We start from the raw sequence: 18,570 nt of genomic DNA, 5'->3' as shown, positions 1-18,570 counted from the left end.
CGGAACCGACTGATGGGCTGGAGCAATCCCCCGATCCCGTGGTCCGAACTCGAGCGCGCCCTCTCCGACCGGCGCCGCCCCGGCGGTCCGCCCCCGGGAGCCGACGGCGGCGACAGCCCGGCGTGGTCGGGCAAGCGCAGGCCATACCGCCCGGCGGAGCCCGCCGTTCCGGTCGGCTCAACCACCCGGGATGCTGTCGTGGCGTACGCCGAACTGCACGCGCACTCCAACTTCAGCTTCCTCGACGGCGCGAGCTCGCCGGAGGCCCTGCTCGAGGAGGCCTCGAGGCTCGGACTCTCCGCTCTTGCCCTGGCCGACCACGACGGGCTCTACGGCGCAGTTCGCCTCGCCGAGACGGCCGAGAGCTTTCCCAACCTGGCCACCATCTTCGGAGCCGAGTTGTCCCTCGGCCTCGGCGCGCCGCAGAACGGTGTTGCCGACCCGGCCGGCACCCACCTGCTCGTTCTCGCCCGCGGCCAGGCCGGCTACCATCGCCTCGCCGCCGCCCTCACGAGCGCCCATCTCGCGGGAGGCGAGAAGGGCCGTCCGGTCTACGACATCGAGGAACTCGCGGCCCAGGCCGACGGCACCTGGGCCGTCCTGACCGGATGCCGCAAGGGCGCCGTGCGCCGGGCTCTCGTCACAGGGGGGCCTTCTGCTGCGGCGAGGGAACTGGCCAGGCTCGTGCGCCTCTTCGGCAGGGACAACGTCTTCGTTGAACTGTACGACCACGGCTATCCGGCGGACAGCGCCGGCAACGACGCCCTGGCGGGCCTCGCCGCTGAGGCGGGTCTGCCGGTGCTCGCCACGAACGCCGTGCATTACGCCACGCCGGCAGGTTCCCGGCTCGCCTCCGCGCTCGCCGCTGTGCGAGCCCGGCGCAGCCTCGACCAGATGGACGGCTGGCTCCCCGGCTCCGACGGAGCGCACCTGCGCAGCGGCGCCGAAATGGCCGCCCGTTTCGCGCGCTATCCCGGCGCGGTCGCGAACACCGTTCCGCTCGCCGCCGAACTTGCCTTCTCGCTACGCCGGGCGCGCCCCCGCCTTCCCCGCCAGAATGTCCCTGCTGGGCACACACCGATGACCTGGTTGCGGTCCCTGGTCAGGGACGGCGTCGCCGAGAAGTACCCGGGCGCTTCTCCGTCGGTGCTCGAACGCATCGAGAAGGAACTCGCGGTCATCGAGGCCAAGGACTTCCCCGGCTACTTCTTGATCGTGCATGACATCGTCCGGTTCGCGCGCAGCCGCGGCATCCTCTGCCAGGGCCGCGGCTCGGCGGCGAACTCGGCCGTCTGCTTCGTGCTCGGCATCACCGCGGTCGACTCCATCTTCTACCGGCTCCCCTTCGAACGCTTCCTGTCGAGCCTTCGCGACGAGGAGCCGGACATCGACGTCGACTTCGACTCCGACCGGCGCGAGGAGGTCATCCAATACGTCTACAGCCGCTACGGCAGGCTCAACGCGGCCCAGGTCGCGAACGTCATCACCTACCGGCCGAAGGTCGCCGTGCGCGACATGTCCAAGGCGCTCGGCTTCAGCACGGGCCAGCAGGACGCCTGGTCCAAGCAGGTCGAGCGCTGGGGCGAATCCGTCTCGAGTCCGGAACAGGACATCCCCCCGCTCGTGACCGACCTCGCCGGGCAGCTGCTCGGCTCCCCCCGACACCTCGGCATCCACTCTGGCGGCATGGTCCTGACCGACCGCCCCGTCGGCGAGGTCTGTCCGATCGAGCCGGCCAGGATGGACAACCGTACCGTGCTCCAATGGGACAAGGACGACTGCGCCTGGATGGGCCTCGTGAAGTTCGACCTGCTCGGACTCGGCATGCTCGCGGCCATCCAGTACACCTTCGACCTCACCGCAGAACACCTCGGCGAGACATGGACCCTCGCGACCATCCCCCGCGAGGAAGCCGGCGTCTACGACCAGCTCTGCCGGGCGGACTCCGTCGGAGTCTTCCAGGTCGAGAGCCGCGCCCAGATGGGCACCCTGCCGCGCCTCCAGCCGCGCCGGTTCTATGACCTCGTCGTCGAGATCGCCCTGATCCGGCCAGGGCCCATCCAGGGCGGCGCCGTGCATCCCTACATCCGGCGCAAGCTGGGCCAGGAACCGGTGACGTACCTGCATCCGAAACTCGAGCCCGTGCTCGAACGCACCCTCGGAATCCCTCTCTTCCAGGAGCAGCTCATGCAGATGGCCATGGCCGTCGGCGGGTGCTCCGGCGAGGACGCCGACCTGCTCCGCCGCGCGATGGGATCCAAGCGCGGCATCGAGAAGATCTCCACCCTCCGCGACCGGCTCTACGCCGGGATGGCGTCGAACGGCATCACGGGGGACGTGGCCGACACGATCTACGCCAAGATCGAGGCCTTCGCCAACTTCGGCTTCGCGGAGAGCCATTCGATCAGCTTCGCCCTGCTCGTGTACGCGAGCGCCTGGTTGCGCCTGCACTACCCTGGTGCCTTCCTGGCCGCCCTCCTCCGCGCCCAGCCGATGGGCTTCTACTCTCCGCAGTCCCTCGTCGCGGACGCCCGCCGCCACGGCGTCACCGTGCTCCGCCCGGACATCCTCCGCTCGGGCGCCGACGCCGGCCTCGAAACCACCAACGCTCCCCCGACAGTTCGCCGATCCGCGTGCCTGTGCCCCGAGCAGCCGCCGGTGCCGCCCTTCGACCGAGCTGTTCCGCCGGACTGGGCAGACCACCGCAGGGATGGCGACTTCGCGGTGCGCCTGGGCTTGGCCGAGGTCTCCGGCATCGGCGGCGACCTGGCAGGCCGCATCGTCGCAGAGCGCGACCTCAACGGGCCGTACCAGTCGATGGCAGATGCCGCAGGGCGGGTCGGCCTGAACACGGAGCAGCTCGAGGCGCTCGCCGCCGCCGGCGCCTTCTCCGGTCTCGGGCTCGAACCGCGGACCGCGCTCTGGACGGCGGGAGAGGCTGCGACCGAGCGACCGAACCACCTCAGCGGAACCGCCGTCACCGTGCAGCCGCCTCTGCTCGACCTCCTCAGCCCCGTCGAACAGGTCGTCTACGATCTCTGGGCAACAGGCATCTCGCCGGACGACCATCCGATCAGCCACGCGCGCGCGGGCCTGGCCGCACGCGGCGCCCTGCCGATCGACCGGCTTCCCGCCATCGAGTCCGGATGCCGGATCCAGGTCGGTGGCGTCGTCACCCACCGGCAGCGACCGTCGACCGCCGGCGGGGTGACCTTCCTCAATATCGAGGATGAAACCGGGACTCTCAACGTCATCGCCGGAATCGGCGTCTGGAACCGGTACCGACGAATCGCGAGGGAATCGCCCGCGCTCATGGTGCGCGGCATCCTGGAGCGTTCCCCGGAGGGCGTCACGAATCTCCTTGCCGACAAATTCGAAACCCTCACCCTCGCGGCACCGACGACCTCCCGGGATTTCCGCTGAGGAAGCCGCCCCTCTCCCGTGGGTCTTCGGCTAACGTCGAACGGGTGAATGACGATCGATACGGACAGGACGCCCTGAGGCCGGGCTGGCGCGAGGTGGGACGGAAGGTCATCCCGACCCACGAAGCCCTCCGCGACCTCGTCGTCGAAGAAGTCGCCACGGGGTTCTGCGGTGCCATCGTCCGTCTCGAGAAGCAGATCGTCACCCTCGAGGACCGGCACGGCGCGCTCCGGCTCTTCCCCCTCGGCTCAGCGTTCCTGATCGACGGGGATCCCGTCCGACTCGTCGTGCCCGCCAGGGCACCCCAGCAACGCGCCCGGACGGCATCCGGGTCCCTGGCCATGGCCACGACCCGCGCGCGGGTCGCCCGCGGCAGCCGGATCTTCGTCGAGGGCCGGCACGACGCCGAACTCGTCGAGAAGGTGTGGGGCGCCGACCTCCGGATCGAGGGCGTTGTCGTCGAATACCTCGAGGGAGTCGACAACCTCGAGGAACTTCTCACCGAATTCAAGCCGGGACCCGGCAGGAAGGTCGGCGTGCTCGTCGACCACCTCGTACCAGGGTCCAAGGAGAGCAGGATCGCCGAGAAAGTCGCTCGCGGCCCCCACGGGCGGAGCGTCCTCGTGGTCGGGCACCCCTATGTCGACGTCTGGCAGGCCGTCAAACCCGAGCGACTCGGGATGAAGGACTGGCCGACGATCCCCCGCACCGTCGAGTGGAAACACGGGATCTGCGAGCACCTGGGCTGGCCGCACGAGGACCAGGCCGACATCGCCGGGGCCTGGCAACGCATCCTGGGACGGGTCCGGTCGTATGCCGACCTCGAGGCCGCATTCCTCGGCAGGGTCGAACAGCTCATCGATTTCGCGACCGTTGATTGACAGGTGGGCTGAATACTGCCCCTGTTCGGGCGGGATATTCATAAAACGTAACGGTTGTGACTCGAATCCGCCCCGAATCCGCTTCTTCCCGAGCGAAGTGGTCTAGTCTTGTCCCAGTAGTTGTAGTGCTTGCACGTCTTAAAACGCACGGACTTCGGTCCATGCGGCGTATTCCTTTCGGAAGCGGACGACGAATACCGCGACGAACGGCCCCGACAGTCGGGGTCGGTCTAACACTCCTGGAGGAGTTTCAAAAATGGCAACAGGTACCGTGAAATGGTTCAACGCTGAAAAGGGCTTCGGATTCATTGCTCCCGACGACGGAAGCGCCGACGTGTTCGCGCACTACTCCGCGATCGCTTCCAATGGCTACAAGTCCCTCGACGAGAACCAGAAGGTCGAGTTCGAGGTAACCCAGGGCCCCAAGGGTCCCCAGGCCGAGAACATCCGCGCCCTCTGATTCTGCTCAGTGCTGAATCAGCACACTGCTTGAACTGCGTCTGACCGAGGTCACTCGCCCAGAGAGCTCCAGTAATGCCCCCGCTTCGGCGGGGGCATTACTTCGTTAAGCCGCAGTCGTTCTCGCTGCGGCCCAAGTCTGCGCGGCCGTCTCCGACGAAACGCTCGACCCGCCGGTCCGACACCAGCCAGATCAGTGCGGCGATCGCGAAGACGCCCATGGACGCGAGCGGCTGCAGTAGGGCAAGCAGAATCCCGGCGAGGTAGATGAAGGGCGAGCCCTCGCCCTTCCAGTCCCGCCCGAGAGCCGCGGCGAGGGCTCCGTCGGCGCCCTGGTCGCGGATCAGGGCCCGCTGCAGGATGTAGAACGCCACGGCGGCCAGGAGCAGCGTGAACCCGTAGACCATGACGGGGACCTCGGCGAAGCCGGACTCGTCGCTCCACCTCGTCACGAAGGGGAACAGGGAGAGCCAGAACAAGAGGTGCAGGTTCGCCCAGAGGATGCCGCCGTTCACGCCGGAGGCGAGGCGCAGTAAGTGGTGGTGGTTGTTCCAGTAGATCCCGATGTAGAGGAAACTCAGCAGGTAGCTGAACAGCGTAGGCAGGATGGCCACGAGCCCCTGCCAGGTCGGTTCCTCCGGGACCTGGATCTCGAGCTCCATGATCGTGATGATGATGGCGAGCACGCCATCGCTGAACGCTTCGAGCCTGTTTTTGGTCATGTGCCTCCGAATCCCCGACGTGCGATCAGGTACGCTGAAGGCATCGTCCCAGATTTCGTGCGCCCTGTCAGGAGCCGGATTCGTACAACCTCTCCGGCTGTCGGTGGCAGACTCTGGGTATGAGTGAGCGCACCCTGATCCTGCTGCGGCACGCCAAGTCCGACTGGTCCGGCGAGGTCTCCGACCTCGAGCGCCCGCTCGCCGACCGGGGACTGCGCCAGGCGCCGCTCGCCGGCGCGTGGCTCGCCCGGAATATCGGCCACATCGATCTCGCGGTCGTCTCCCCCGCGCACCGCGCACGCAGCACCTGGGAAATCGCCGAGGGTGAACTGACGGAATCCCCGCCGACCGTGGTCGACAGCCGCGGCTATGCGGCATCCGCCGACGAACTGCTCGACGTCGTCAGGGAGCTTCCCGACGAGGACCACACGGTCGTTCTCGTCGTGCACAATCCCGGGATCACCGGCCTCGCCGAACTCCTCACCGGAACGTGGATACCGATGCCGACCAGCACCCTCGCTGTGCTGGGCCTGACCGGACCGTGGTCTGACGCCGGCCGGCAGCAGGCCGAGATCCTGGCGACAGGGCGCCCGCCGGAAGACTTTCCGCACCGTCACCGCGCTCAGTGACGGGACGGTCGTTGACTAGTTGACGAGGTCCTGCCAGCCGTCACCGTCGACGTACTCGAAGATGAGGTTGGTCTCGGTGTGCGCGACAGCAGGATGCTCGGCGAGATGTTCGAGCACGAAGTCACGCAGCGCGGACGCGTTCGCCGCCGCGACGTGCAGGAGGTAGTCGTCGGCCCCTGCGGTGTGGAAGAGACCGATGACGCCGGGCCAGTGCGGAGCGGCATTGCGAAAGTCGTCGATCTGCACCCGGGCGTGCTTGACGAGCCGCACCGAAATGAGCGCCTGCAGGGAGGCTCCGAGGGCCGCGAGGTCTATGTTCGCCCGGTACCCGCGGATGTGGCCGAGCTGCTGCAGCCGGCGCAACCGGAGCGACACCGTCGACTCGGCGACACCGATCTCGGCAGCCAGTGCGGCGCCGGAGGCCCGCGCGTTGACCGAGAGGGCCTTCAGCAACGCCCGGTCGACCCTGTCGATTTCGGCTTTCTTCGGTTCCATCAGTCACACTCTTTCGTCGCTAAGAGCTTATGCGACGAATTATCCCATGACGCAAGGGTCTGCGTCTGAACCGGGTAACGATCGAGGATCGATCGCACCAAGCGGTGGGTTCAGCTGCGGCCGAGGCGGCGACGCAGCAAGTCGATCCGGTTCTGCAGCTGGGTCACGCTCGCCTGGGCAACCGCGGGTCCCCCGCAGACCCGCCGAAGTTCGGCGTGTACGATCCCGTGCGGCTCATTCGCGAGTTTCGACCACATGCCCACGAGACTCGCGAGCAAAGTCCGCTGTTCCTTCAGGGTGCGGTACAGCGGCGGCGGTTCCTCGGGAGCGATCTCGCCCGTGACCGGGTTCTTTCGCCGGTCGGTCGACCGTTTGGCCTGGCGGGACTGCCGTTGCCGGAGCAGCTCAGAAACCTGTTCCGGTTCGAGGAGTCCGGGGATGCCGATGAAGTCGAATTCCTCGTCCGTTCCCGGTTCGGCGAGTTGGCCGAACTCGTCGCCGTCGAACATGACCATGTCGAAGGTCGCCTGGGAGTCGATGGCCTGCCAGGTGAACTCGTCCTCGCCGAGACCGTCAGACCCCTTCTCGTCCCGGTTCGCCGCGGCGACCATCGCATCTTCGGGGTTGTACATCCCGTCGTCACCGTCGTCCCTGTTGCTCCGGTCGAGCGCATGGTCGCGTTCGAGTTCGAGGGCGTTGGCGAGGCTCAGCAGGCTCGGCACGTTGGGCAGGAAGATCGAAGCCGTCTCGCCGCGCCGCCTGGCGCGCACGAAGCGGCCGATGGCCTGCGCGAAGAACAGGGGTGTCGATGCGCTCGTCGCGTAGACGCCGACGGCGAGCCGGGGGACGTCGACGCCCTCTGACACCATCCGGACGGCGACCATCCACCGCCGGGTGTTCTTCGAGAACTCGTCGATCCGGTCGCTCGACTCCTTCTCGTCCGAGAGCACGACGGTCACCGGTTCCCCGGAGATCTCCTCGAGGATGGTGGCATACGCGCGGGCGGCTGACTGGTCCGTCGCGATGACGAGGCCGCCGGCGTCCGAGATGCCGTGTCGCACCTGGGTGAGGCGCGAGTCAGCGGCACGCAGCACGGCGGGGATCCACTGCCCGGTCGGCTCGAGCGCCGTACGCCAGGCCTGGCTCGTGATGTCCTTGGTGTTGCCCTCGCCGAGTTTGGCTTCCATCTCGTCGCCGGCACGCGTGCGCCACTTCATGTGCCCGGCGTAAACCATGAACATGACCGGTCGCACGACGCCGTCGGCAAGGGCGCGGCCGTAGCCGTAGTTGTAGTCACTCTGCGAGAGACGGATGCCGTGCTCGTCCGGCAGGTAGCTGACGAAGGGGATGGGCGAGGTGTCCGACCGGAACGGGGTCCCGGTCAGGGAGAGTCGGCGGGTCGCCGGTTCGAAGGCCTCCCGGATCGCATCGCCCCAGCTGAGGGCGTCGCCCCCGTGGTGCACCTCGTCGAGGATGACGAGGGTGCGGCTGGACTGGGTGAGCTCGCGGTGCAGGGCGGCCCGGCTGGCGACCTGAGCGTACGTGACGGCGACCCCGTGGAAGTGGTTGCCGTAACGCCCGTCCGCGTTCTTGAACGAGGGGTCGAGGCGGATGCCCGCGCGCGCGGCGGCATCCGCCCACTGGCGCTTGAGGTGTTCAGTCGGGGCGACGACGGTGATCCGGTCGATCAGGTGCCGCGCACGAAGCTCGGCGGCGAGCCGGAGTGCGAAGGTTGTCTTGCCTGCTCCCGGTGTCGCAGCGGTGAGGAAGTCCCTGGGCTGGTGCACGAAGTAGGCGGCGAGGGCCTCTTCCTGCCAGGCGCGCAACTTGGTCGCGGTACCCCAGGCGGCCCGGCCGGGGAACGACGGGGACAGGTGTTCGGCTGCACTCGTTCCCTGGTTCGGTTCGAACGCTGCAGAGGTAGTCACTTCAATAGAACCTAGCAAGGTGTGCAGACAGTTTCGTGCACACGAGGAGAATGGACTGATGACAACGCCATTGCATCCCTGGTCGCGGTACGTCGCCGTCGGCGATTCCTTCACGGAGGGTGTCGGGGATCCCGAGCCGGCGTGCCCCGGCGGGTTCCGCGGCTGGTCAGACCGGGTCGCCGAGGTACTCAGCCAGGGCTCGACGGACCTCGCGTACGCGAATCTCGCCGTGCGCGGCAAACTGATCCGGCAGGTGATGGACGAGCAGCTGGAGCCGGCCCTCGAACTGCACCCCGACCTGATCACGTTCTCCGCGGGTGGCAATGATGTGATCCGGCCGGGGTCAGACCCCGACGAGATCGCCGCCCGGTGTGATGAGGCCGTGCGCCTGCTCAGCCGCGACGGAGCCACGATCGTGCTCTTCACGGGCGCCGACGTCGGGTTCGCCCCGGTCTTCCGCGGGATTCGCGGCAAGATCGCGATCTACAACGAGAACATCCGTGCCGTCGCTGCACGCTACGACTGCGTCGTCGCCGACCTGTGGGCGCTCACCGAGATCCAGGACGCACGGATGTGGGCGCCCGACCGGCTGCACCTGAACGCCCTCGGACATCACACCGTCGCCCGGATGGTGCTTGACGTACTCAACGTGCCCAACAGCCTCGAACCCTCCGAGCCCGAGCCGTTGCCCGCGCAGACCTGGCGCCAGGCGCGCAGCGAAGACATGGTCTGGGCGCGGGAGTATCTCGTGCCGTGGGTGCTGCGCCGCATCCGGCACCAGTCGTCCGGGGACCACGTGCTGCCCAAACGCCCGGAGGCCGGGCCGTTCCGCCAGGCCGTCACGTAGCGCCAGGTCGTCACGGAGCGCAGGGACCCGGACGGCGTCAGCGGGACGCGAGCAGTTCGCCAGGGTGCGTGAAGCGCCAGCCTGGTCCGGGATCGCTGAGTGTGCCGTCCAGCACCAGGGGCACACTGATCTTCTGGGTGCCGACCACGAAGTCGAGAGACCCGACGGCGTCTCCGTCCGAGCCGACCCCGACCGAACGGGCCGTTGCGACGCCCGTGACCGCCGTGTCAGACCAGACGAGGGCGGATGCCTTCTTAGCGGCCACGACCGAACCGTTCTGTCCCCAGACGCTCGCGTACGCCCCGTAGGACGCGCCGGCCTCGGTCAGGGTGACCTCACGGAAGCCCGGTTTGACGCTTTCGATGAGCCGCCCGATGTCGGCGTCGAGGGTGTCGTGGGTGGTCCCGCCGAGCAGGACCCCGACGAGGGTCACGGTCGTGTCGCCGACGGTGAAGTCCGCGGAGAAGAGCAGGCACGCGCCGGCTTCGTCCGTCGTCCCGGTCTTGATGCCGTCGACACCGTGCTCGCCGAGCATCTCGTTGGTGTTGGTCACCGTTCCGATCGTCGGCAGCGTGGCCGTCTTCTCCGAGACGATCGAGGCGAGCGCCGGGTTCTTCAGCACGAGCCTGCCGATCTCGACGAGGTCGGCCGGCGTGCTGGCGCTCAGCGGCGAGAGCCCGCTGGTGTCCGCGATCGTGGTCCCGGTCAGGCCTCGGGCGCTGAGCCATGCCCTGGCGACCTTCAGATAGGCGTCGACAGAACCGAACGCCCAGTTCGCAAGGGTGATGCTGTAGTTGTTCGCGGAGGGCAGCAGCATGCCCTCGAGGGCCTGGCGTTGGCTCAGCACCATCCCGGACACGACGGGGGCGACCGAGCCGTCCTGGGCGAGCACGTCGTAGTAGATCTGCACGTCGGCGTCGGTGAACTTCACGTCGGGGCCGGCCTCGGTGGCCGCGAGCGGCTTCGCGTCGAGCAGCACGAGGGAGGTGATCATCTTGGTGATGCTCGCGATCGGCACGGCGGCCTGGCTGCCGTTGGAGCCGAGCACCCCGTCGTAGCCCACGGCGCCGATCGCGCCCTCCCCGATTCCCGGCCATGCCATCGCCGTCGCCGGCTGGGTGAGCGCGGCAGGCTGGGTGAGCGTCGCCGCCGACGCGGGGAGCGCTGCGGCACTCGTTGTCGCGAAGTAGCCCCCGAGGAGGATCACGACGAGCAGGCCACCGAGGACCGCGAATCGGCGACGAAGGATGGTGGAACGACGCGCAGAAGGCATCCGCTCACTTTACCGATCCACGGATAAGGAAACGCCGGGCACCGCGGCGCGGCGCAGTGTCGGTCAGCGCAGCGCGTACAGTGCGACTGCGCTCGCGGACGCGACGTTGAGCGAGTCGACGCCGTGCAGCATCGGGATCGTGACGACCGTGTCTGCGACAGAGAGCGCCTGCCTGCTGAGCCCGTCACCCTCGGCGCCGAGCACGATCGCGAGCCGCTCCGGCGGGTCGATCGCGAAGTCGTCGAGGCTCACCGCGTTGTCCGCGAGGGCGAGTGCTGCGAGGTGGAAGCCGGCCTCGTGCAGCAGAGGAACGGCTTCGTCCCACTCCGGCAGCCGGGTCCACGGCACCTGCAGCACCGTGCCCATACTCACGCGCACGCTGCGCCGGTACAGCGGATCGGCGCAGCGCGGGGTGATCAGCACGGCGTCGGCGCCGAGGCCGGCGACCGAGCGGAAGATGGCGCCGACGTTGGTGTGGTCGACGATGTTCTCGAGGATCACGATCCGGCGGGCGCCCCGGATCAGGTCGGACACCGGCGCGAGCACCGGCCGGTGCATCGCGGCGAGTGCCCCCCTGTGCAGGTTGTACCCGGTCAGTTCTTCGAGCACGGATGCCGCGCCGACGTAGAGCGGCACGTCAGGCCAGTCGGCGAGCAGTTCGAGGGCGTCGGGCAGCCACTGCTCCTGCAGGAGCACCGATCGGGGGCGATGTCCGGCATCGAGGGCGCGCGCGATGACCTTGGTCGACTCGGCGATGTACAGGCCGCCCGCCGGTTCGGACTTCCGCCGGAGTGCTACATCCGTGAGCTGGGAGTAGTCGGCAAGACCGGGAAGGTCGAGGGAGTCGATGTGGATGATCTGCACGGGGATTTGCCTTTCGAAGGAGAACAGGTCCAGCCTGCCAGTTATCTCACCCTGTCCTGTAACCCGTGTCCTGTAACCCGTGTTCTGTAACCCGTGTTCTGTAACAAGGACGAAAACTGGCCAGCTTAGACTCGGAGTGGACAGGACGGAGCGTTATGACCACCGAGACGATTCCCGTCGCGGGCGAGGTTTCGGCCGACACCCTTGACACGGTCGCCGAACTCCTGCGCGGAAAGCGTGCTGCGGTGCTGACCGGCGCCGGGCTCAGCACGGATTCGGGCATCCCCGACTATCGGGGGAAGGGCGCACCGGTCCGCACCCCGATGAACTATCAGACCTTCATCGACGACCCCAGGGCGCGGGTCAGGTACTGGGCGGGCAGCCACCTCGGCTGGCGTCGGTTCCGCGCCGCTGAGCCGAACCTCGGGCACCGCTCCCTCGTCGCCCTCGAGGCCGGCGGCGTCATCTCCGGCGTGATCACCCAGAACGTCGACGGGCTGCACACCAGGGCGGGCTCCCGTCACGTCGTCGACCTGCATGGCTCGATGGATCTCGTCGTCTGCCTCGGCTGCGGCCAGGCCTTCGACAGGGAGAGCATCGCGGCGCGCCTCGAAGCCGACAACCCGTCCCTCCGGCGGCCGGACTCCGCCCGTCTCGCACCGGACGGTGACGCCGACGTCTCCGACCTCACGGGCTTCGTCATCCCCGCGTGCACGGTCTGCGGCGGGATGCTCAAGCCCAACGTGGTCTTCTTCGGCGAGCTCGTGCCGACGGTCAAGTTTGTCGAGGCCACCGCCCTCGTCGCCGGGGCCCAGGCGCTCATCGTCGCCGGGTCTTCTCTTGCGGTGAATTCGGGCATCCGACTGCTCGAACAGGCCCGCCGCCGCAAACTGCCGATTATCGTCATCAATCGGGGCGTGACCAAGGGAGACGCGCGCGCACTGGTTAAGCTGGAAGCCGGCACCTCCGAGGTGCTGGCCGGGCTCGCCGAACGCCTCACGGGGTAGCGGGGGCCGGGCCGCCAGACGGGACAGCGCAGACAGGACAGCGCCATACAGGACAGCGCAGACAGGAGCCACGCGAGACCATGCACCGGTTGCAGACCAGGCTGTCGATCGTCCGCCACGGCCAGACCGACTGGAACCTCGCCACCCGAATCCAGGGCCGCACCGACATCCCACTGAACTCGACGGGACGTGCCCAGGCCGCCGAGACAGGCCTGCGGCTCCTGAAGCGCAGCCGCGCGGGATTGGCGCCCAGCCTCGACGGCGGCCTGACCGAGAGCTCCGCCGCCTGGGAGAAGATCGTCTCGAGCCCGCTCGATCGGGCCGCGGAAACCGCCCGCATCATCGCGGGGGAACTCGGCCTGCCGCGGCCGGAGATCATCGACGACCTCACCGAGCGTCACCACGGGGACATCGAGGGACTCACGTTCGCCGAACGGCAGCGCCAGTTCCCGAACGGGATGCCGGTGCCCGGCCTCGAGTCGCGCCAGCAGGTCCTCGACAGGGTGCTTCCGGCCCTCGGCCGCGTGGCCGAGGAGTTTCCGGGCGATGCGGTGCTCGTGGTCTGCCACGGCGGCGTGATCGGAACCCTGATCCGCTACCTGACCGCCGGCGTGCGCCCTCACCCCGACGAGATCATCGCCAACGGATCCGTCCACGACTTCCTCTGGACCGACGGCCGTCTCGAGCTCGAGCACTTCGACGCGACGATCCGCGGTTTCGCGGAGAACACGCACTACTCGGGCTGAGCGGTCTCCCGGATCGCGCGGAGCAGGATCTGGGCGGAGTCCGCCCAGTTGTACCGGGCGGCCTGGTCGATGGCGAGCCCTGAGCGCTTCGCCCACTCCCCCGGTTCGTCGAGCTGATGCACGGCAGCGGCGAGCCCCCCGGCGTCGCGCGGCTCGAAGTAGAGTGCGGCCTCCCCGCCGATCTCGCGGAAGATCGGAATGTCGCTCACGACGACCGGGATCCCGAGGCTCATTGCTTCGACGAGGGGGATCCCGAAGCCCTCGTCGAGGGACGCGGTCACCAGGGCCGTCGCCGAATCAAGCAGGGACACGTACTCCGCGTCGGAGACGCCGTCGTGGAAAACGATCCGCGCGCCGGGGACGAGCCCCTGCAGGCGGGCCTTCTCCGTGTCGCCGATTCGGCTGAGCAGGTGCAGGTCATGGCCGGGGAGGTCAGCGAGGGCGCGCACGAGCGTGTCGACGTTCTTGTAGGGCATGAACGAGCCCATGTAGACGAGGCTGCCCGTGGCCGGCCCGGTGCGACGCACGCTCGTCCCGGCGCCTGCCGCCTCGCCGAGGGCACCGGCGGCGTTGGGAACGACCGTGATGGGCTTGCGGGTGAGGCGGTGCTTCAGCATGAGTGCCCGTGTCGTCTCGGAGACCGTGACGACGCCGTCAGCGCGGTTCAGCAGCATCCGCTGGGGCCACCAGGACAGGTGGTAGAACCGCCACAGCAGCCGGATGAAGGCGGGCAGGTCGCGCGGGGGTGTGCGGTTGCGATAGTAGATCAGGTCGTGGACAGTGAGCAGCAGTCTGTAGTTGCGGCCCCACGAACCCATGGTCTGCATCGGGCTGAAGACGACGTCGGGGTGCAGCCGGTTGACTCGGAGGGCGACGAGGGGCTCGCGGATGCTCGTGGGCGCGTTCACGAGCTGCCACGGGAGCGCGGGGAGCATCGCGAGTTGCCTGTGGTCGCTGATGAGCATCGTCACGGCGTGCAGCCGGCTCAGCTCGGTGACGAGTTCGGAGGTGTAACGGCTGATGCCGTCGTGCCGGTCGAACCGGGTGTAACGGCAGTCGAACACGATCCTCATGCTGTCAGGTCGATCATGCTGGGGCCGATCATGCCGGGGCCGCCTCGTCGAGGAAGCGGCGCAGCTGTTCTGCCGCTTCGGCGGGGACTTCGTAGTGGATGAGGTGACCGACGTTGGGGATGACATAGAGACGGGCGTCCGGGAACAGCGCGCGCAGCCGGTACTGGGCCTCGACGGGGGTGATGTCGTCCTTGTCCGCCGCGATCAGCAGGGTGCGTTGCGGAATGCGCGCGGCGAATTCGCTCACGTCGCTTCCGACGGAGGCGCGGAAGGCTTCGAGCACGACCCGGCGATCGGAGAAGGCGGAGAAATACCGGTCGTGCTGGTTGTGGATCCAGCGGCGCAGGGCGGGGTCACGGGTCTTGGCCATCGCGATGCTCATCACCCGCACGATGACGCGGTTGCGGAGCAGGGCGAAGCCGAGCCGCTCGGGCAGGGCGGCCGCTGACCAGTAGTAGAACACCGCGAAGCGGGTGAGGATGCCGCGGGGACCGGACAGGGCCGGCGCGGCGATCGGGTTGACGAGCACGACGACATCCGCGGGCAGTCCGCCCACGACGGCGGCGGCCACGATGATCGAGCCGAACGAGTGCCCGAGGATCACGGTACGTCCGGTCGGGGCGACCGCTGAGACGAAGCTCCTGAGCCACTCCGAGTAGCCGGGCACATCGTGTCCGAGGGTCGTGAGCGCCGCCGATTCACCGAAGCCGGGCAGGTCGGGCGAGAGGATACGATACCCCGCGAGCTGGGCGACGACGGGCTCGAGGCCGTGGTGGTCGCCGCGGAAGCCGTGCACCATCACGATCGTCGTCGTCGCGGCCGGATCCCCGTACTCCCAGTAGCGGGTGTCGGTCCCGAGCACAGGGACGGTGTGGACGCTCACCGGGATCCGGGCGAGCTGGGCGTCGTATGGCGAAGGAACAATCATCCCCTCCAGTTTACGCAGGACGCGCGCGACGGGGCGGCGTCGACGCCCGGGGATGTCGGCGGTCGGCCCTAGGCTGGCCCCATGAGCAACTGGAGTGACACCCTCGCCGTCTTCGACCTAGAAACGACCGGAATCGACGTGGAGACGAGTCGCATCGTCTCGGCGACGGTGGCCGTGATCGATGTCTCAGGGGCCGTCGTCGAGCGCATCGACTGGCTACTCGACCCCGGCATCGAGATCCCCGAGCAGGCGACCAACGTGCACGGCATCACGACGGCACAGGCCGTTGCGAACGGGCGCGTCGCCGGAGAAGGTGTCACCGAGATCGTCGCGACCATCCGGGAACTGCTCGGCAGGGGCCTTCCGATCGTGGCATACAACGCGCCGTACGACCTTTCCCTGCTCAACCGGGAGGCCATCCGCTACGGGGTCGCACCGCTCGTGTCGCCCTCCCCCGTCGTCGACCCGCTGGTCATCGACAAGCAGGTGGACCGCTACCGCAAGGGCAAGCGCACACTCGAGGTCACGAGCGCCTATTACGGGGTGTCCCTCAACGACGCCCATGACGCCGGTGCGGACGCGATCGCCGCGGGCAGGGTCGCCCAGGCCATCGCCAGGTCCCACGTCGCCGTGCTGCCGGGCACCGTCGCCGAGCTGCACGAGCTGCAGGTGCAGTGGTCCATGCAGCAGGCCGAGCGCTTCCAGGACTACATGCGCCGCGAACGCGACCCGAAGTTCGTCGCGAGCGGTGCGTGGCCCGAGCGGTAAGGCGCGCAGCACCGCAGGCATCCACGCAGGGTACAGAACGCGGGGTACAGAACGCGGGGTACAGAACGCGGGGTACAGAAAAGGCGAGCAGCCGTGGCTGCTCGCCTTTCGTGTATCGCGCTTGAGTGCGTCGGGCTTATTTGCCGAAGCCCTTGTAACGGGAGTTGAACTTCTCCACGCGTCCGGCGGAGTCCATGATGCGCTGCTTGCCCGTGTAGAACGGGTGCGACTCAGAGGAGATTTCCACGTCGATGACGGGGTAGGTGGCTCCGTCTTCCCACTCGATCGTCTTGGCGCTCGAGACCGTCGAACGGGTCAGGAAGGTCGCACCCGACGCGAGGTCGCGGAAGACCACGGGGGCATATGTGGGGTGGATGTCAGACTTCATGAAAACTTCCTTATATGAGTTGCGCCGGTCCGGACCGGATGGCCCGGGGAACGGCGGCAGGAAAAAGTTACACGGCCCGAGGACCGACTGTCGAGTCTAGCAGAAGCGATCGTCAGGCCGCACGGGCGGTGAATCGACCGGCGTCCTCGCTCAGGCCGATCGGCAGCCCGAACGTTTCGGTGAGAGTGTCCGCCGTCAGCGACTCCGCGAAGGGGCCGGCCGAGACGACGCGTCCGCCAGAGAGAAGCAGGGCGTGTGTGAAGCCCAGGGGGATCTCTTCGACGTGATGGGTGACCATGATGATGGCCGGTGAACTCGGCTCGAGGGCATAACCGCCGAGCAGGCGCAGGAGTTCTTCGCGGGCGCCGAGGTCGAGGCTCGCCGCCGGTTCGTCGAGCAGGAGCAGTTCGGGGTCGGTCATGATCGATCTGGCGATCTGCACCCGCTTCTGTTCACCGTCGCTCAGGGTTCCGAAGGTGCGATCGGCGAGGTGGTCGAGCCGCCATTCCTGGAGAACTCGCTGGGCGCGGCGCTCGTCGATGGCCTCGTATTCCTCGGTCCAGCGACCGGTCACCGAATACGCGGCGGTCATGACGACGTCGATCACCTTTTCACCCGCCGGAACCTTCCGGGCGAGCGCGGTCGACGCGAAGCCGATGCGCGGACGCAACTCGAATAGGTCGGTGCCGCCGATCGGCTCCTCGAGCACCTCGGCTGTGCCCCTGGTGGGGTGCAGCATCGCGGCGGCGATCTGGAGGAGCGTGGTCTTTCCGGCGCCGTTCGGGCCGAGGATCACCCAGCGCTGATCGTCATCAACACTCCAGTTCACTGAGTCGAGGATGGTTGTGCCAGCCCGGACGACGGAGACGTCGGTGAATTGAAGAACGTTGACCATGCATCCATGTTATCTGCCGTCGCCGAGGCGTCGGCACGCCGGGCGGGGCTCAGAGCAACCCGGCGTAGATCTCCCGGGTGCTCGTGGCGATCTGGCTCCAGCTGAACTTTTCCTCTGCCCTGATCCGGCCGGCCCTGCCCATTTCCGCGGCACGATCGGGGTCTGCGACGACCTCCAGCAGGGTGCGGGCGAGGTCCGCGACGAAACGGTCGGGGTCGATCGGCGTGCCGGTGCCGTCACTGACCTGGTCGAGGGGAACGAGGCGTCCGGTGACCCCGTCGTCGACGACCTCGGGGATGCCGCCGGTCGCCGACCCGACAACGGGGAGGCCGCAGGCCATCGCCTCGAGGTTCACGATGCCCAGCGGCTCGTACACCGAGGGACAGACGAAGACGGTGCCGGCGGTCAGGACGGCGGAGAGGTCGTGCTGGGACAGGTGTTCCGGAATCCACACGACCCCGGTTCGCTCGGCCTGAAGCGCCCTGACTCCAGCGGTCACCTCGGCCATGATTTCTGCGGTGTCCGGTGCCCCGGCGCAGAGCACGAGCTGGACCTCCGGCGGCAGGGACGCTGCGGCACGGAGAAGGTACGGCAGTCCCTTCTGCCGGGTGATCCGGCCGACGAACACGACGGAGGGTCGGGTCGGGTCGATGCCGAGCGAACGAACGATGTCCTCGTCCACAGTCGGCTTCCAGGCCTCGAGGTCGATGCCGTTGTAGACGACGTGCACGCGGGACTCGTCGAGTGCCGGATAACTGCGGAGGATATCCGCCCGCATTCCCCCGCTCACGGCGATGACGGCATCCGCTGCCTCGAAGGCGGTGCGTTCGATCCAGCTCGAGACCCGGTAACCTCCCCCGAGTTGTTCGGCTTTCCACGGTCGGAGCGGCTCCAGGCTGTGTGCTGTGACGACGTGCGGGACGCCGTGCAGGAGCTTGGCGAGGTGCCCGGCGCCGTTGGCGTACCAGGTGTGCGAGTGCACGATGTCGGTGCCCGCGGCGTCCTGGGCCATCAGCAGGTCGACGCCGAGTGTCGACAGTGCGCCGTTCGCCGTCGCAAGCTCGGCGGGAACGCCGTAGGCGAAGGTATTCGGTTCGTCGCGCGGCGAACCGAAGCACCGCACCACGACGTCAATGTCGGTACGGAGGGCCTTGACGAGTTCTGCGACGTGCACGCCGGCCCCGCCGTAAACCTCTGGTGGATATTCCTTGGTCAACAGATCGACTCGCATGAAAGTAAAACTA

18 protein-coding genes are annotated in these 18,570 nt (G+C 68.0%); 8 read left to right on the top strand and 10 right to left on the bottom strand.

The window, feature by feature from the left end; genetic code table 11:
* The first annotated feature begins 12 nt into the window (after positions 1-12).
* The 3 genes from RCH22_RS06445 to RCH22_RS06435 all read left to right on the top strand — a co-directional run bounded on the left by RCH22_RS06445 (position 13) and on the right by RCH22_RS06435 (position 4,764).
* Positions 13-3,423 (top strand): error-prone DNA polymerase, encoded by a 3,411-nt coding sequence (locus RCH22_RS06445; RefSeq protein ID WP_327013240.1) that lies wholly within the window; start codon positions 13-15, stop codon positions 3,421-3,423.
* 44 nt (positions 3,424-3,467) lie between these two features.
* The gene (locus tag RCH22_RS06440) at positions 3,468-4,304 is read left to right on the top strand and encodes a DUF3097 domain-containing protein (protein WP_327013239.1); all 837 of its coding nucleotides are present in this window, start codon (positions 3,468-3,470) and stop codon (positions 4,302-4,304) included.
* A gap of 256 nt (positions 4,305-4,560) precedes the next feature.
* A complete protein-coding gene (locus RCH22_RS06435; protein ID WP_035840308.1) occupies positions 4,561-4,764 on the top strand; it encodes a cold-shock protein in 204 nt (67 codons plus the stop codon).
* Between the two features lie 97 nt (positions 4,765-4,861).
* Here RCH22_RS06435 and RCH22_RS06430 read toward each other — a convergent pair whose 3' ends face one another.
* Positions 4,862-5,485 carry a TMEM175 family protein gene (locus RCH22_RS06430; RefSeq protein ID WP_327013238.1) on the bottom strand — a complete coding sequence of 208 codons (624 nt, stop codon included), beginning with the start codon at positions 5,483-5,485 and terminating at the stop codon, positions 4,862-4,864.
* A 119-nt stretch (positions 5,486-5,604) separates the two neighbouring features.
* On the opposite strand from RCH22_RS06430, the gene RCH22_RS06425 reads away from it, so the two are divergent.
* On the top strand, positions 5,605-6,114 hold the full coding sequence (locus RCH22_RS06425) for a histidine phosphatase family protein (protein ID WP_327013237.1): 510 nt from the start codon (positions 5,605-5,607) through the stop codon (positions 6,112-6,114).
* 15 nt (positions 6,115-6,129) lie between these two features.
* Here RCH22_RS06425 and RCH22_RS06420 read toward each other — a convergent pair whose 3' ends face one another.
* Positions 6,130-6,609, bottom strand: coding sequence for an Lrp/AsnC family transcriptional regulator (locus RCH22_RS06420; RefSeq protein WP_134446595.1), 480 nt, complete (start codon positions 6,607-6,609; stop codon positions 6,130-6,132).
* Positions 6,610-6,719: 110 nt separating this feature from the next.
* The gene (locus RCH22_RS06415) at positions 6,720-8,537 is read right to left on the bottom strand and encodes a DEAD/DEAH box helicase (protein WP_327013236.1); all 1,818 of its coding nucleotides are present in this window, start codon (positions 8,535-8,537) and stop codon (positions 6,720-6,722) included.
* Positions 8,538-8,595: 58 nt separating this feature from the next.
* On the opposite strand from RCH22_RS06415, the gene RCH22_RS06410 reads away from it, so the two are divergent.
* Positions 8,596-9,384, top strand: a complete 789-nt coding sequence (locus RCH22_RS06410; RefSeq protein WP_327013235.1) for an SGNH/GDSL hydrolase family protein — start codon at positions 8,596-8,598, stop codon at positions 9,382-9,384.
* 37 nt (positions 9,385-9,421) lie between these two features.
* Here RCH22_RS06410 and RCH22_RS06405 read toward each other — a convergent pair whose 3' ends face one another.
* Entirely contained in the window at positions 9,422-10,657 is a 1,236-nt protein-coding gene (locus RCH22_RS06405; RefSeq protein WP_327013234.1) for a D-alanyl-D-alanine carboxypeptidase, read from the bottom strand.
* Positions 10,658-10,720: 63 nt separating this feature from the next.
* Positions 10,721-11,521, bottom strand: coding sequence for an RNA methyltransferase (locus RCH22_RS06400; protein WP_327013233.1), 801 nt, complete (start codon positions 11,519-11,521; stop codon positions 10,721-10,723).
* 155 nt (positions 11,522-11,676) lie between these two features.
* Between RCH22_RS06400 and RCH22_RS06395 the strand changes: the two genes are divergently transcribed.
* On the top strand, positions 11,677-12,528 hold the full coding sequence (locus RCH22_RS06395; protein WP_327013232.1) for a Sir2 family NAD-dependent protein deacetylase: 852 nt from the start codon (positions 11,677-11,679) through the stop codon (positions 12,526-12,528).
* Between the two features lie 80 nt (positions 12,529-12,608).
* Positions 12,609-13,274: a histidine phosphatase family protein gene (locus RCH22_RS06390; protein ID WP_327013231.1), complete on the top strand. Its 666-nt coding sequence runs from the start codon at positions 12,609-12,611 to the stop codon at positions 13,272-13,274.
* On the opposite strand, the gene RCH22_RS06385 is transcribed toward RCH22_RS06390, so the two are convergent.
* Positions 13,262-14,347: a glycosyltransferase family 1 protein gene (locus tag RCH22_RS06385; RefSeq protein WP_327013230.1), complete on the bottom strand. Its 1,086-nt coding sequence runs from the start codon at positions 14,345-14,347 to the stop codon at positions 13,262-13,264. The two genes, RCH22_RS06390 and RCH22_RS06385, sit on opposite strands and share 13 nt — an antisense overlap.
* 28 nt (positions 14,348-14,375) lie before the next feature.
* Positions 14,376-15,275, bottom strand: a complete 900-nt coding sequence (locus RCH22_RS06380; protein WP_327013229.1) for an alpha/beta hydrolase — start codon at positions 15,273-15,275, stop codon at positions 14,376-14,378.
* 81 nt (positions 15,276-15,356) lie between these two features.
* Between RCH22_RS06380 and RCH22_RS06375 the strand changes: the two genes are divergently transcribed.
* Complete coding sequence (locus RCH22_RS06375; protein ID WP_327013228.1) at positions 15,357-16,043, top strand: exonuclease domain-containing protein; 687 nt, start codon at positions 15,357-15,359, stop codon at positions 16,041-16,043.
* A gap of 136 nt (positions 16,044-16,179) precedes the next feature.
* On the opposite strand, the gene RCH22_RS06370 is transcribed toward RCH22_RS06375, so the two are convergent.
* The 3 genes from RCH22_RS06370 to glgA all read right to left on the bottom strand — a co-directional run bounded on the left by RCH22_RS06370 (position 16,180) and on the right by glgA (position 18,557).
* Positions 16,180-16,431: a type B 50S ribosomal protein L31 gene (locus RCH22_RS06370; RefSeq protein ID WP_327013227.1), complete on the bottom strand. Its 252-nt coding sequence runs from the start codon at positions 16,429-16,431 to the stop codon at positions 16,180-16,182.
* A gap of 112 nt (positions 16,432-16,543) precedes the next feature.
* Positions 16,544-17,326: an ABC transporter ATP-binding protein gene (locus RCH22_RS06365; RefSeq protein WP_327013226.1), complete on the bottom strand. Its 783-nt coding sequence runs from the start codon at positions 17,324-17,326 to the stop codon at positions 16,544-16,546.
* Between the two features lie 49 nt (positions 17,327-17,375).
* Complete coding sequence (gene glgA / locus RCH22_RS06360) at positions 17,376-18,557, bottom strand: glycogen synthase (RefSeq protein ID WP_327013225.1); 1,182 nt, start codon at positions 18,555-18,557, stop codon at positions 17,376-17,378.
* Between the last annotated feature and the right edge of the window lie 13 nt (positions 18,558-18,570).

Source organism: Cryobacterium sp. GrIS_2_6 (genome assembly GCF_035984545.1).
Classification (GTDB): Bacteria; Actinomycetota; Actinomycetes; order Actinomycetales; family Microbacteriaceae; genus Cryobacterium.
Note: the sequence above shows the minus strand (reverse complement) of the source record. Positions and strands in the feature narration are given on the sequence as shown.

What these genes read in the sequence shown, in the direction of transcription:
- RCH22_RS06425 (WP_327013237.1), top strand. Translation starts at nt 5,605, where the DNA reads ATGAGTGAGCGCACCCTGATCCTGCTGCGGCACGCCAAGTCCGACTGG.
- RCH22_RS06380 (WP_327013229.1), bottom strand. Translation starts at nt 15,275, where the DNA reads ATGATTGTTCCTTCGCCATACGACGCCCAGCTCGCCCGGATCCCGGTG.
- RCH22_RS06405 (WP_327013234.1), bottom strand. Translation starts at nt 10,657, where the DNA reads ATGCCTTCTGCGCGTCGTTCCACCATCCTTCGTCGCCGATTCGCGGTC.
- RCH22_RS06445 (WP_327013240.1), top strand. Translation starts at nt 13, where the DNA reads ATGGGCTGGAGCAATCCCCCGATCCCGTGGTCCGAACTCGAGCGCGCC.
- RCH22_RS06375 (WP_327013228.1), top strand. Translation starts at nt 15,357, where the DNA reads ATGAGCAACTGGAGTGACACCCTCGCCGTCTTCGACCTAGAAACGACC.
- RCH22_RS06390 (WP_327013231.1), top strand. Translation starts at nt 12,609, where the DNA reads ATGCACCGGTTGCAGACCAGGCTGTCGATCGTCCGCCACGGCCAGACC.
- RCH22_RS06395 (WP_327013232.1), top strand. Translation starts at nt 11,677, where the DNA reads ATGACCACCGAGACGATTCCCGTCGCGGGCGAGGTTTCGGCCGACACC.
- RCH22_RS06365 (WP_327013226.1), bottom strand. Translation starts at nt 17,326, where the DNA reads ATGGTCAACGTTCTTCAATTCACCGACGTCTCCGTCGTCCGGGCTGGC.
- RCH22_RS06430 (WP_327013238.1), bottom strand. Translation starts at nt 5,485, where the DNA reads ATGACCAAAAACAGGCTCGAAGCGTTCAGCGATGGCGTGCTCGCCATC.
- RCH22_RS06410 (WP_327013235.1), top strand. Translation starts at nt 8,596, where the DNA reads ATGACAACGCCATTGCATCCCTGGTCGCGGTACGTCGCCGTCGGCGAT.
- RCH22_RS06420 (WP_134446595.1), bottom strand. Translation starts at nt 6,609, where the DNA reads ATGGAACCGAAGAAAGCCGAAATCGACAGGGTCGACCGGGCGTTGCTG.
- RCH22_RS06385 (WP_327013230.1), bottom strand. Translation starts at nt 14,347, where the DNA reads ATGAGGATCGTGTTCGACTGCCGTTACACCCGGTTCGACCGGCACGAC.
- RCH22_RS06370 (WP_327013227.1), bottom strand. Translation starts at nt 16,431, where the DNA reads ATGAAGTCTGACATCCACCCCACATATGCCCCCGTGGTCTTCCGCGAC.
- glgA (WP_327013225.1), bottom strand. Translation starts at nt 18,557, where the DNA reads ATGCGAGTCGATCTGTTGACCAAGGAATATCCACCAGAGGTTTACGGC.
- RCH22_RS06435 (WP_035840308.1), top strand. Translation starts at nt 4,561, where the DNA reads ATGGCAACAGGTACCGTGAAATGGTTCAACGCTGAAAAGGGCTTCGGA.